General features: G+C 72.2%; 11 protein-coding genes and 1 tRNA gene. 6 read left to right on the plus strand and 6 right to left on the minus strand.

The genetic code is table 11. From position 1 onward, the window contains the following. Nucleotides 1-18: 18 nt before the first annotated feature. Genes DEJ11_RS02135 through DEJ11_RS02145 form a run of 3 tightly spaced genes read left to right on the plus strand, consistent with a single transcriptional unit; the run spans nt 19 to nt 3266 of the window. Entirely contained in the window at nt 19-1032 is a 1014-nt protein-coding gene (locus tag DEJ11_RS02135) for a permease (RefSeq protein ID WP_071246228.1), read from the plus strand. Further along, nucleotides 1019-1840 carry a TIGR03943 family putative permease subunit gene (locus tag DEJ11_RS02140; protein WP_111104715.1) on the plus strand — a complete coding sequence of 274 codons (822 nt, stop codon included), beginning with the start codon at nt 1019-1021 and terminating at the stop codon, nt 1838-1840. The genes DEJ11_RS02135 and DEJ11_RS02140 overlap by 14 nt, the downstream gene beginning before the upstream one ends. Next, on the plus strand, nt 1830-3266 hold the full coding sequence (locus DEJ11_RS02145; protein ID WP_111104718.1) for a hypothetical protein: 1437 nt from the start codon (nt 1830-1832) through the stop codon (nt 3264-3266). The genes DEJ11_RS02140 and DEJ11_RS02145 overlap by 11 nt, the downstream gene beginning before the upstream one ends. 72 nt (nt 3267-3338) lie before the next feature. On the opposite strand, the gene DEJ11_RS02150 is transcribed toward DEJ11_RS02145, so the two are convergent. From DEJ11_RS02150 to DEJ11_RS02165, 4 genes are all read right to left on the minus strand, one after another. Continuing rightward, nucleotides 3339-4385, minus strand: a complete 1047-nt coding sequence (locus DEJ11_RS02150) for an NAD(P)-dependent alcohol dehydrogenase (protein ID WP_071404920.1) — start codon at nt 4383-4385, stop codon at nt 3339-3341. A gap of 135 nt (nt 4386-4520) precedes the next feature. After that, nucleotides 4521-5600, minus strand: a complete 1080-nt coding sequence (locus DEJ11_RS02155; protein ID WP_111104721.1) for a glycerate kinase — start codon at nt 5598-5600, stop codon at nt 4521-4523. A 194-nt stretch (nt 5601-5794) separates the two neighbouring features. After that, nucleotides 5795-6931: an FAD-dependent oxidoreductase gene (locus DEJ11_RS02160; RefSeq protein WP_111104724.1), complete on the minus strand. Its 1137-nt coding sequence runs from the start codon at nt 6929-6931 to the stop codon at nt 5795-5797. A 22-nt stretch (nt 6932-6953) separates the two neighbouring features. Further along, nucleotides 6954-7024: transfer RNA gene (locus DEJ11_RS02165), tRNA-Gly, on the minus strand. A gap of 195 nt (nt 7025-7219) precedes the next feature. Here DEJ11_RS02165 and DEJ11_RS02170 point away from each other — a divergent pair. Together DEJ11_RS02170 and DEJ11_RS02175 are read left to right on the plus strand one after the other, a co-directional pair. Continuing rightward, nucleotides 7220-8329 carry a DUF6177 family protein gene (locus DEJ11_RS02170; protein ID WP_071404923.1) on the plus strand — a complete coding sequence of 370 codons (1110 nt, stop codon included), beginning with the start codon at nt 7220-7222 and terminating at the stop codon, nt 8327-8329. 25 nt (nt 8330-8354) lie between these two features. Then, complete coding sequence (locus DEJ11_RS02175) at nt 8355-8666, plus strand: hypothetical protein (protein ID WP_146243392.1); 312 nt, start codon at nt 8355-8357, stop codon at nt 8664-8666. 36 nt (nt 8667-8702) lie between these two features. Here the strand turns inward: DEJ11_RS02175 and DEJ11_RS02180 are convergent, their stop codons facing one another. Together DEJ11_RS02180 and DEJ11_RS02185 are read right to left on the minus strand one after the other, a co-directional pair. After that, a complete protein-coding gene (locus DEJ11_RS02180; protein ID WP_111104727.1) occupies nt 8703-10748 on the minus strand; it encodes a bifunctional copper resistance protein CopD/cytochrome c oxidase assembly protein in 2046 nt (681 codons plus the stop codon). 52 nt (nt 10749-10800) lie between these two features. Next, nucleotides 10801-11892, minus strand: a complete 1092-nt coding sequence (locus tag DEJ11_RS02185; RefSeq protein WP_111104730.1) for a GNAT family N-acetyltransferase — start codon at nt 11890-11892, stop codon at nt 10801-10803. An 83-nt stretch (nt 11893-11975) separates the two neighbouring features. Here DEJ11_RS02185 and dcd point away from each other — a divergent pair, with 83 nt between their 5' ends. Continuing rightward, nucleotides 11976-12563 carry a dCTP deaminase gene (gene dcd, locus DEJ11_RS02190; RefSeq protein WP_111104733.1) on the plus strand — a complete coding sequence of 196 codons (588 nt, stop codon included), beginning with the start codon at nt 11976-11978 and terminating at the stop codon, nt 12561-12563. Nucleotides 12564-12611 lie beyond the last annotated feature (48 nt).

The raw sequence follows: 12611 nt of genomic DNA on the forward strand, positions 1-12611 counted from the left end.
GTCACCTATCCTGTCCCGGTGACGACGACCACGCGGCCGCCGCAGCGCACCCGGAGCCTCACCGGCCCCGGCCTGGTGCTGCTCGCCGTCGTCGTCCTGCTGGGCATCCGGCTGTTCTCCCCGAGCATCGGGTCGACCGGGCTGCCGGACGTCGTGCAGGACTTCCTCACACTGGCGATCAGCGTCGTCGTCGAGTCCCTGCCGTTCGTGGTGCTCGGCATCGTGCTGTCGATCGTCGTCGAGGTCTGGGTGCCGGTCGGCGCGCTCGAGAAGGTCCTGCCGCAGAACGCCTTCGGCCGTCGCGCCGTGATCTCCCTGATCGGCATGCTCTTCCCGGTGTGCGAGTGCGGCAACGTGCCCCTCGCCCGCGGCCTGATGATGCGTGGGTTCACGCCGGCCGAGGCCGTCACGTTCCTCGTCGCGGCCCCGATCCTCAACCCGCTCGTCATCATCAGCACCGCGCAGGCGTTCGGTTGGTCCGGGTGGATCCTGCCGGTGCGCATCGTCGGCGGGTTCGTCATCGCGAACCTCGTCGGCTGGATCGTCGCCGCGCACCGCCGTCCGGCCGACCTGCTGCTGCCCGCCTTCGAGGCCCGGTGCCGTGCGGCCGTCGGAGCGCCCCGCGGCCTGCACCGCTGGCGGCAGAGCGCCGCGCAGTTCGGCGGCGAGACGGCGACGATGATGCCGGCACTGTTCGTCGGTGCCGGCCTGGCCGCGGCGATCCAGGTCGCCGTGCCCCGATCGACCCTGGTGGCCGTCGGCTCGAACCCGGTGCTATCCGTCGCGGCGATGATGCTGCTGGCGATGACGGTGTCGCTCTGCTCGAACGTCGACGCCTTCTTCGCGCTGTCCTTCGCGTCGACGTTCCTGCCCGGGTCGATCACGGCCTTCCTGATCATCGGGCCGATCATCGACGTCAAGATGATCGCCCTGCTGCGCACGACGTTCCGGGTCCGCTTCCTGGTGCTGCTGTCCGTCGTGTGCGTCCTGTTCGCCGGAGCCGTCGGGTTGGTGATGAATGTCCTCGTCTGATGCACGCAGCAACGCGGCCGCGTACCTGGGTCTCGGGTCGGTGCTGGCCGCCGCCCTCTGCACGCTGTGGCTCGCGCTGGTCGGGCACCTCGACCTGTACATCAACCCGCGGTACTCGGTGTTCACGGTCGTGCTCGCCGCCGTCGGGGTGCCCGCGTCGGTCGCCGCACTCGTCGTCATCGCCCGGGGCCACGGCCACACCCACGGCGACGACGAGGACGACCTCGATCTGCACCAGCAGCAGCGGACGGGAGGCCGTCGTAGCGCCGTCCGCCTCGCCCTCGGCGGAGCCGCCGCCGTCGTCACGATCGGTGTCACCGTCGCGATGCTCGTCCTGCCCCCGACGACGCTGTCCGCCCGCACCGCCCAGCAGCGGAGCGTGGACTCCGCGACCCTGTCCAACGCCACCGGCTCGGAGTCCGCGGTGCAGCTGCTCGGCAGCGAGGGCGTCGACACCTCGGAGTACGGCGTCAAGGACTGGGCCGCGCTGATCCGGCAGACCACGGACACCACGGCCCTGGTCGGCAAGCAGGTCGAACTGACGGGCTTCGTGGTGCCGGGCGACGACGGGTCCTTCACCCTCACCCGCTTCGTGATCAGCTGCTGCGCCGTGGACGCACAACCGGTCGGCCTCGGTGTCGTGACCGGCGACGGCGACGGCACCGGGACCGTCCCCGACGAGGGCCAGTGGGTCACCGTCCGCGGAGCCCTGGCCGCCAACCCCGACCAGTCCGCCGACGCCCGCATCGTCGTGAAGGCCGCGAAGATCACCGACATCGCGCAGCCCGAGGACCCGTATGAGTTCTGAGCGCCGCGGAGACCAGCACCACGGTGACCAGCGCCGCGAGCGCCGCCCCGTCGCACACCGCTTCCACCGCCGGTACGTCGCCGTCGTGGTGGTCCTCGCCGTGGTCGCCGCGCTCGCCGCGGTCGTCGGCTCGCAGCAGGGCCCGCGGCTCCGCGACGTGTCCTACGACGCGACCGGTCTCGTCACCCGTCCGGCCCAGCGGGTGATCCTGACGGCGAACCAGGCGCTGCAGAAGGTCGCCGCCGCCGACGTCCGGGTCAGCCCGGCTGCGGCGCACACCGTGACCTCGAGCGGCAACACCATCGCCGTCGAGTTCGCCGGACCACTGGCCTACGACCGCGAGTACACCGTGACGGTCGCGGGCGTGCGGGCACCCGGGCAGCGTGCCACGTCCGACCTGACGGCGGCGATCCGCACGGGCAGCACCGACGTGCTCGCGCTCGTGCCGGGGCAGGCCGGGGCGAAGGACCGCATCGTCCGGCGATCCCTCGACGCGGGCGGCGCCACCACCGTCTACGAGGGCACCGCGATCTCCGAGTACGCCCGGCTCGGCCGCTCCCTGGTGGTCGTGAGCGGCACGGACGCCAGCTCGTCCGTGGACATCGTGGCGCTGAGCGGTGGTGTGCAGGACGCCGACGCCCCCGTCGAACACCTCACCCTGCCGACCGCCGAGGGTCGCGTCACGGCGCTCCACGTCGCCGACGACGGTGCCTCGTTCGGGTTCGAGTACGCCGACACCTCGACCGGGCAGTCCCGGAACACCGGCCTGTACGTGGTCGACATGACGGGCACGCACATGCCCACGGCGATCGCGGCGAACGGCAAGCCGAAGACGGGGGCCGTGCCGATGACGGTCGGGCAGTGGGCCTACGTGCCGCGCACCGAGAGCGCACTGGTCCGGACGGGCAGCGACGACCTGGTGCTCGTCGACCTGAGCGGGCGTGCCGACCCGGTCCGGCTCGGCAGCGCCACCTACCTGCACGGTTTCGTCGGCACCGGCACCACCGCCGTCGTCGAGACGGGCACCGGGATCGAGCGGCTGGACCTGACCGACGGGTCGAAGTCGGCGCTGCAGGCGCCCGCCGCGAGCACCGATGCGGCCGTCCTCGGCCGCATCGCCCAGCTGTCCGACGACACGTACCTGCGGGTGCTGGGGGACGTGCGGTCGGACGGCACCATCGCGGCACGGATCGTGCGTGTGGACGGGGGACGGGCCTCCCGGCTGCCGGTGACGATCCCCGACGACGCGAGCGTCACCGCGGTCTGCCCGTCCCCGAACAGCCAGTTCGTCGCGGTCGCGACGAAGTCGGCGACCGGCGAGCTCGTGAGCATCGTCGACGCGGCCTCCGGCGCGCTCGAGGCGAGCATCGACGCGGGCTCCGTCGACTGGTGCGGCGCGCTGCCGTCCGGTGACGAGGTCGGCTGACGGAACCGAGACGACAGACTGGAGGCCCGGTACCAGCTGGTACCGGGCCTCCAGTCGTTCAGGTGGTGGCGACTACGCCAGCGTGGCCGCGTCGATCACGAAGCGGTAGCGGACGTCCGAGGACAGCACGCGCTCGTAGGCCTCGTTGATCTGGTCGGCGCTGATGAGCTCGGTCTCCGGGAGGATCCCGTGCTCGGCGCAGAAGTCGAGCATCTCCTGGGTCTCCTGGATGCCGCCGATGGCGGAACCCGCCCAGCTGAGCCGACGCGGGATGAGCGCGAAGGCCGGCACCTCGAGCGGCTCGGACGGAGCGCCCACGTTGACGAGCGTGCCGTCGACCTTGAGCAGGCCCAGGTAGGCGCCCATCGGGATCTTCGCCGAGACGGTGTTGATGATCAGCTCGAAGGAGTTCGCGAGCTTCTCGAACGTCTCCGGGTCCTTCGTCGCGTAGTGGGCCTTCGCGCCGTAGCGGAGCGAGTCCTCCTGCTTCGAGGTGGTCTGCGACAGGACGGTGACCTCGGCGCCGAGCGCGACGGCGATCTTGACGGCCATGTGACCGAGCCCGCCCATGCCGACGACGGCGACCTTGGTGCCGGGGCCGGCGTTCCAGTGGTGCAGCGGCGAGTAGGTGGTGATGCCGGCGCAGAGCAGCGGCGCGACTTTCTCGATGTCGAGCGACTCGGGGACACGGAGGACGAAGTCCTCGTTCACCACGACGGCCTGCGAGTAGCCGCCCTGGGTGATCGAGCCGTCGGCCGGGTCGACGCTGGCGTAGGTGCCGATGTTGCCCTTGAGGCAGTACTGCTCCTGGCCGGCGACGCAGTTCTCGCACTCGCCGCACGAGTTCACCATGCAGCCGACGCCGACGCGGTCGCCGACCTTGTGCTTGGTGACGTTCTCGCCGACCTCGGTCACGTGGCCGACGATCTCGTGGCCGACGACCTGCGGGTACTGGATGGGGCCCCACTCACCGCGGACGGTGTGGATGTCCGAGTGGCAGATGCCGGCGTAGGCGATGTCGATCGCGACGTCGTCCGGGCCGACGTCCCGACGGGTGATGGTGGTCTTGACGAGCGGCTCGGTCGCTGACGGTGCCGCGTACGCGTTGACGGTGCGCAATGATCTCCTCGTGGGGTGGTGCGTTGCGGGCCGGTTCCGGCCCGGAACCAGTGTGCGCGCAGCCGCGGCCGGGTGGGAGGTACAACCAGGACACCCCTGTGCCCGCGGACGGGCGCGTCGCGGCGTTCTGCTCGCTCAGGCGAGCCGGGCCAGCCGCTGCCCGGCGATCGTGGCGAAGCGCAGCGGGTCGGCGAGGGCGTCGTCGGGCTCGCCGGTGGTCTGCGTCGCGAGCACGGTGAGCGACGCGGCGGCCGTGTAGTCGTCGAGCGGGGCCTCGATCGCGCCGGCGACGAGCATCGAGCGGGCTCCGGGAGCGTGCGCCGCGGTCAGGTCGCGGACCACCGAGGGCACCTTGCCGACGGCGCTCTGCCCGTCGAAGCGCCCTTCGCCGCTGATCACGACGTCGGCCCCGTTCGCTCCACCGGCCCCGTTCACGTCGGACCCCTCGAGCAGCGCCGGCAAACCGAGGACCTCGGCGAGGGCCGCGGCCCCACCGGCGAGCGTGGCGCCCCACACCAGCAGGCCGAACCCGACACCGCCGGCGGCTCCGGCACCCGGGGTGTCCGGGTCGACGTCGGGGAACCGCGCGGCCCAGGTGGCGAGCCGGTCGTCGAAGGACGCCACACGGTCGGGCGTGATGCCCTTCTGCGGGCCGAAGACGGCTGCGGCACCGGTCGGACCGAGCAGCGGAGAGGTCACGTCGGTGAGCACGGTGACGCCGAGCGGGGGGAGTGCCCGGAGGCCGTCGGTGTCGGCTCCTTCGCTGTCGAGTCCGAGCGCCTCGAGCACCGGTCGCCCACCGTCGGTGGACGCGCTGCCCCCGATGCCGAGCACGAGTCCCGTGGCCCCGGCGTCGAGCGCGGCGGCGATCGCCTCGCCGAACCCGCGGCTCGTCGCCGTCTCCGGCATCGGTGCGTCGAGCAGGGGGAGGCCGCTCGTCGCCGCGAGCTCCACCACCGCGCGGCCGTCGGGCAGCCGCAGCCAGTGGGTGTCGACCGGCGTGCCGGCCGGCCCGGTGACGGTGACGGGGACCCGGACTGATGCGGGGACGGCGGTCTCGAAGGCGTCGAGCGTGCCCTCGCCGCCGTCGGCCATCGGGACGAGCACCACGTCGTCGTCGGGGCGTTCGGTCAGCCAGCCGTCGCGGACCGCCGCAGCGATCGACGCCGCCGTCGCGGTGCCCTTGAACGAGTCCGGAGCCACGATGATGCGCACGGCTCCCACCGTAGCGGCCGGTCGCGAGACGCCGGCGTGTGCAGAACACGACGGCGTGTGCGCGGGAGTGAGACGCCGATGTGTGCGCAGGACGCCGCGTCGTCCGCGAGACGCCTCCGGATTCGGCGGCGTCTCGACGACATGACGGCGTCGAACGAACACGCCGGCGTCTCGCGAACGATCGCGCGCTGGCGTCAGGACGCGGGCGCCGGCTCCGGCAGTGCGAAGCGCGGATGCGGCACGCCGCCCATGGCGAGGTCCGCGAGCATCTCGCCGAGCAGCGGCGCGAACTTGAAGCCGTGCCCGGAGAACCCCGTCGCCACGGTCAGCGGTCCGACCCGGTCGATGACGAAGTCCTCGTCGGGGGAGTTGTCGTACAGGCAGCTGATGAACGTCGGCTTCGTCGCGTCGACCCCCGGCACGTACCGAGCGACGTACGCCTGCAGTCGCTCGGCCTCGGCCGGCACGGGAGTGAAGTCCCGGTGGTCCGGGTCGACGACCGGCCCGGTGCCGTGGAACCCGACCTTGACGCCCTCACCCGGCGTCAGCAGCCCGTACACGTCGTCGCCGTCGGCCCAGTGCACGAAGCTCGGCCAGGCCGCGTCCGGCAGGTGGCTGGGGAAGTGGGCCGGCTGCTCCTGGGTCACGCGGATGGCCGGGAGGCCCGCCCCGCGTCCGGCGAGCAGCTCGCCGACCAGCGTGGGGGCCCACGAGCCCACCGCGGCCACCACGGACGCGGTGCGGACCGCGCTGCCGTCGGACAGCGTCACGGTGACGTCGTCACCGTGGTCCTCGAGCCCGGTGACCCGGGTGTCGAACCGCAGGTCGGCGAGACCGGTCGCTTCGGCCAGCGTCAGGAACACCTCGATCGTCCGGTCCGAGCGGATGCGTCCTGCCGACGGGTGGGTCAGCACGTGCCCCTCGAACGCGATGCCGGGCCAACGTGCTGCCGCCTGCTCCGGCGTGAGTGACTCGTGGGGGATGTCCGCGTCGGCGAGGGCCGCGGCGATCGCGTCGACGACCTCGGGCCGACCGTGGTCGACGGCACCCGTGCGGACGATGAGCTCCTCGCCGGCAGCGGCCTCGAGCGCTCCCCACAGTTCGAGCGCCCGGGTGGTCAGCGCGACGTACTCGGGGTCGGCGTAGCCCTGCCGGAAGATCCGGGTCGCACCGTGCGAGGAACCGAGGTGGTGGCCGCGGGCGTGCTGTTCCACGAGCAGGACGCGCTCGCCGTGGGCGGTGAGGGCGTACGCGGTCGCGGCGCCGACGACCCCGGCACCGATGACGACCACGGGTGCGCTGTGTTCGGGGGAACCGGAGGAGGAGGACATGCGGCGAGCGTACGTCCGACGGAGCGAGTGACGGGAATCGAACCCGCGCTACCAGCTTGGGAAGCTGGAGTTCTACCATTGAACTACACTCGCGCGCCCCGCAGAACGGGACTCGGCAAGCCTAGCGGATTCTCGCCTGGAAGCCAGCCGACCGCGCACCGTACGCCGTCTCGCGGGCGCGTGTCGCGCCTCCCGAGTCTCCGCTGTGAGGGTGCGAGCCTGACGGACAGGTGTCGCCCCCGTGTGTACCGTCCAGGGAGTTCCAGCCCCGAACCGAGGAGGACCCGGATGGTCAGGCATCCCCTCATCGACGACGTGGTCGGCTCGGCGATCGTGGTCGAGTCCGCCTCGCCCGTCGTGTGGCTGACGGACGCGCTCGCCTCGCTGCTCCGTCGGTCGGCGGACGCCGGACGGACGGTCGTGCTCCGCACCGGCCGGGCCGCGGCGATCACCCCGGCACTCCGGCACGCGCTCGGCGCGTACGGCGCCGCGTGGGCGGTGTCCGACTTCGACGGCACGCTGCGTGACGGCCGGACCGGCGTCGCCGCATCGGACATCGAGGACTTCGTGCACCGCGGCCCCGAACTCGTGGGCACCCCGTCGCCCGAGCACCCCGTCTCGGCCGACTCGGTGCGACAGATCAGCATCGACCTGACCCTCCGCCACCACCCCGGCCGCGCGGTCGACATGGGCTCCGCGATCGAGGCGCTGTGCCACACCGTCGGCACCTGCCCGACCCGGTGGGGCACCGCCGAACCGCTCACCGTGCCGTGGGACCGCTGGGTCGTCACGCAGTACGCGAAGCACGAGGCGCCCGGCATCTCGACCTCGTACGCCGTCGGCGAGGGGTTCTCCGCGACGATGACCGCGCACCTGGTCGGCGGAGTCGTCGTCGAGACGATGTCCGCCGTGCTCACCGTGCCCGAGGAGAACACCGACCCGGGCCTGGCGAACCGGATGTTCGACGCCGTGCAGCGGGTCGCCGACCAGGTCGTCCCCGTGTTCGGCGTCGTCATGCAGCGCCGCGGCGACGCCGACCACCTGGTCCGGGCCGTCTCGCACGGCGAACCGTCGCCGCTCGCCGTCGTCGTGGGCCCCGAGGCCGCCGGCTTCCTGGACCGCGACGGCGTCTGGCCGCCACCGCGCACCACCACCGCGACCTTCGCAGCCGGCTCAGGCTCGGCCGCCCGTCCGGATGCCGACGCCGCTGACGACGGCGGCATGATCGTCCGCTTCGAGGACGGCTGGGAAGCGCTCGAGTCGTTCCTCGACCGCATCGACGAGGACCGCTTCCTGCAGCTGGTCGGCGGCGCACCGCTCGACCCCGCGCACGACGAGGGCACGCTCGACGGCCACGTCCGCGACGACCGGATGGTGGGCGGTCAGGGTGCCGCGTGACGTCACCATCCTCTGCCGCCAGCCGGTGGAGACGCGCGAGGTGGCGGAGGCGCTCCTGCTGCACGACGAGACCTGGGGTGTCCGGGCGCTCGACGACGGCCCGATGATGCAGGTCTGCCGTGACGCCACCCACCCGGTGATCACCGTGCTCGGCGTGCGCCGAGTGGACTCCTTCGACGAGGTCGAGCGGATCCTGCCGGACGCCCCGACCCTGGCGACACCGCTGTGGTGGGTCGACACCGTGACCCCCGCCGGCCCCGACGGGGAATCGGGGATCTCGGCCGCGCTCGAGGCCGCGATGGACCTGGACGCGGTCTGCATCGTCCACGGGGACTGACCGAGGCGGCGCCCGCCGTGTGACCGGTGCTGCGGGTCAGTCCCGCTTGCTCATCGCCGCCAGGCGCTCGTTGTACGCCTTGAGGTCGGCGTCACCGTCCCGGTCGGCCTTGCGGTCGAGGCGCTTCGCGTCGCGCTTGTCCGAGCGCATCCAGTTCCGGACGACGAGCAGGGCCACGAACACCATCGGGAGCTCCGACGCACCCCAGGCGATGCCGCCGCCGGTGTGCTGGTCGTCGAGCAGTGCGGCGTCGTTCGTCTGGCCCAGCGCGTGGAACCAGTCGACCGCGAACACCGACTGCGACGTCATGACCGCGACGCCGAAGAACGCGTGGAACGCCAGGGTGGCCAGCAGGGTGATGATGAGCATCGGGTACGGCGGGCGCTGCGGGCCCGGGTCGACACCGACGAAGACCCAGAAGAACAGGTAGCCGCTCAGGACGAAGTGGATGATCATCGCGACGTGCCACTCGTGCGACTGCATCGCGGCCTGGTACGCCGGCGTGAAGTAGAACACCACGAGGGACCCGGCGAAGATGATCCCGGCGACGGCGGGCTTGCCGAGGAACTGCATCCAGCGGGAGTGCACGAAGAGCATGAGCCACTCGCGGGCGCCGCGTGAGCCGTCGTTCCGGACCGGCAGAGTGCGGAGCGCGAGCAGCACCGGGCCGCCGAGCACGAGCGGCAGCGGGACGAACATCATCAGGAGCATGTGCTGGAGCATGTGCGACGAGAAGTGGATCATGCCGTACACGGCGGGGCCGGCCGACGTGGTCCAGATGAACAGGGCGCAGCCGATCAGCCAGGCGATGGTGCGCCCGACGGGCCAGGCGTCGCCGCGCTTCCGGAGCTTGCGCACCGCCAGCAGGTACCAGACGGCCCCGACGACGGCCAGGCCGAGCCACACCCAGTCGATGTGCCACTGGGTCAGGTAGGTCTGCGTGGTCTGTGCCGGCGGGAATGGGAACCCGATCAGGCCGGAGCGGGTGTCCTCGCCCGTCGCGGGGGTCTGCGGGATCGGCGGCTGCGAGCGGGACACGGCGACCGAGACGCCGATGGCCACGGCCATGAACACGATCTCGGCCAGGGCGAACCGGGTGAACAGGCGGCGGTCGAGCGGCGCGCGGAGGAGCCCGGGTACGAGCTTCCGGCGCTGCACGATGCCCGCGACGCCGAGCAGCACGAGGATGAGCGCCTTGACGGTGATGAGCCAGCCGTACGTGGTCGTGAACAGGTCGAGCGGGCCGGTCAGGCGGAGCGACGCGTTGACGATGCCGGAGAACGCCACGGCCCCGAACGACCAGCCGGCGAGCGTCGAGTACCGGGCGATCACGCGTCCGGTCGCGCCCTTGGTGCGGGTGCGGAGCAGGACCACGGCGACCAGGCCGCCGGCCCACACGCACACCCCGACCAGGTGGATCGCGAGCGAGTTCACCGCGTTCGCGTGCTCGAGCGACCCGGCGGCGTGCCCGGACAGGGCCAGGGGGAGCAGGGCGAACAGGCCGATCACGGTGGCGAACGCCAGGGTCGTCACCCGGGTGGCGAAGGCGGCGACCACCGTGGCGACGAGGATCGCGGCAGCCGACACCACGAGCGCCTGGCCGATCTCGACCTGGAACGCGAAGAGCATGAAGTTGCGGGCGAACACCGGACTGGTGAGCGGGACACCGAGGGTGTTCGCGCCGGTCAGGACGATGCTCACCGCGGCGGCCAGGAACCAGACGGCGCCGGTCGCTGCAGCCCACCGGGTCGCGCGGTGCTGCACGCTGGACAGGGCACCGTGGTCCTTCTTCTGCGCGGGCAGCGCGAAGGCGGCGACGATGAGGAGCCCGATGGTCAGCGCCGCCATCGTGTCGTGCACGACGCGGGCGATCGGCAGGCCGTACTCGACGACCTCGCCGGCGGACACCAGCTGCTGACTCGCGCTGAAGGCACCGGTGATCGTCAGCCCGAGGATCGAGCACGCGACGGCCAGCGGGATCGCGATGACGAGGACCGTCGCGACGGTGGACGAGCGCCCGGTGGTGGGGGCGGCGTCCGGCGCTGACCCCGTGGGCTGGGTTTCGGGTGACGTGACGGTCATGACCGTCCAATCGTAGGCGTGTCGGCTGGACGGCGGCCCCTCGGATGCGCGCTCAGACCCGCCGTTCCCAGATGCCCTCGCAGCCGACGCCGACGAACCCGACGGCCTCGTTCACGTCGAGCATGTGGCGGTTCTCCTCCGCGTTGAACGTGATGATCGAGGGACGCCCCGGGAACCGCCGCTCGAGCTCCTGGATCCCGACGACCTTGAGCAGCCAGCCGAGCCGGTGGCCGCGGTGCTCGCGGAGCACCAGGGTGTCCCACTGCTGTGCCGGCCGTGCGGGGTCGTCCGGCACGGACAGCTGCGTGAAACCGGCCAGGGTGGTCGTCGGCACGTGCTCGACGGCCACGGTGAGCAGGGTGCGCGGTGCCCGGGCGAGCTCGTCCTCGTGCTCCCGGAGTCGTTCGGCGGTCCAGACGTCCTCGGGCTCCTCCATGTCCCCGGCGGGCGCGTCGGTGCTCATCCGGGTCTCGAGCAGGGCGATGCCGTCGAGCCACTGCTCCGGCGTGCGACCGGTCCAGGCGTGCACGCGGTACTCGGGACCGGCGGCAGCAGACGCCCGCTCGTGCAGTCCGCGCACCACGGATGCGTCGGCGGGCAGCGGGAGCCGGCTGATCCGGTTCACCTGGCCGAAGTGCCAGCCGCGGGCGGTCAGGAACCGCACCGCGGCCTCGTCCTCCGGGACGGCGCCGAACCCCGTCGGGGCCTGCACGTACCCGGGACCGGACGCGGGCCCGACCTGCCGCGAGACGGCGTACGTCTTCCACTGCGTGCGGCCGTCGGCGCGGGCCATCGACTCCAGGTGGTCGGCGAGCAGCGTCCCGACACCGCGGCGCTGGTGCTCGGGGACGACGCCGACCGACAGCCAGCAGTTGGTGGTGCCGGGCTCCTGCTTCGTGTCGTACGAGCCCGCACCGACGACGGTGCCGCGGTCGTCTCGGGCGACGACGAGCCGGCTCGGGGCGCCCGGCTCGCGGCACAGCGGCAGGTACTCCTCCGGCGTCCAGGCCAACTCGTGCAGCCCGTGCACGGCGGCTTCGGCGCCGTCGGACACCGCGAGCCACTCGGCGAAGGTCGCGACGGTCGCCGGGTCGTCGTCCATGGTGGCGGGCACCGTGATCTCGTCGACGGTGTACGTGGTCATCACTGCTCCGAACGCCGCCCGCCCGGACGGTGGGCAGCCTGGCAGCATACCGGCGCGACGCCCGCTGCCGCTAGGCTTCGTCCGTGCTGCTCTCCGACCGCGACATCACCGCCCAGCTCGCTGCAGGCCGGATCGGCCTCGACCCGTACGACGCCTCGCTCGTGCAGCCGTCGAGCATCGACGTCCGGCTCGACAAGTTCTTCCGGCTGTTCGACAACCACAAGTACCCGCACATCGATCCCGCGGTGGACCAGCCCGACCTGACCCGTCTGGTCGAGACCGACCCGGACGAGGCGTTCGTGCTGCACCCGGGCGAGTTCGTCCTCGGCTCCACGTTCGAGGTCGTGACGCTGCCCGACGACATCGCCGCTCGGCTCGAGGGCAAGAGCTCGCTCGGTCGCCTCGGCCTCCTGACCCACTCGACCGCGGGCTTCATCGACCCCGGGTTCTCCGGGCACGTGACGCTCGAGCTGTCGAACGTCGCGACGCTGCCCATCAAGCTGTGGCCGGGGATGAAGATCGGACAGCTGTGCTTCTTCCAGCTGTCGAGCCCGGCCGAGAAGCCCTACGGTTCCGCCGAGTACCAGTCCCGCTACCAGGGTCAGCGCGGCCCGACCGCGTCGCGCTCGGCGCAGAACTTCCTCCGGGCGGACGTCTCCGACCTCCGCTGAGCGTGCGCCGCTCCGGCGGCGGACGAAATGTTGGATGCTGTGTATCGT

This window comes from Curtobacterium sp. MCLR17_058, from assembly GCF_003234705.2.
GTDB lineage: Bacteria > Actinomycetota > Actinomycetes > Actinomycetales > Microbacteriaceae > Curtobacterium > Curtobacterium flaccumfaciens.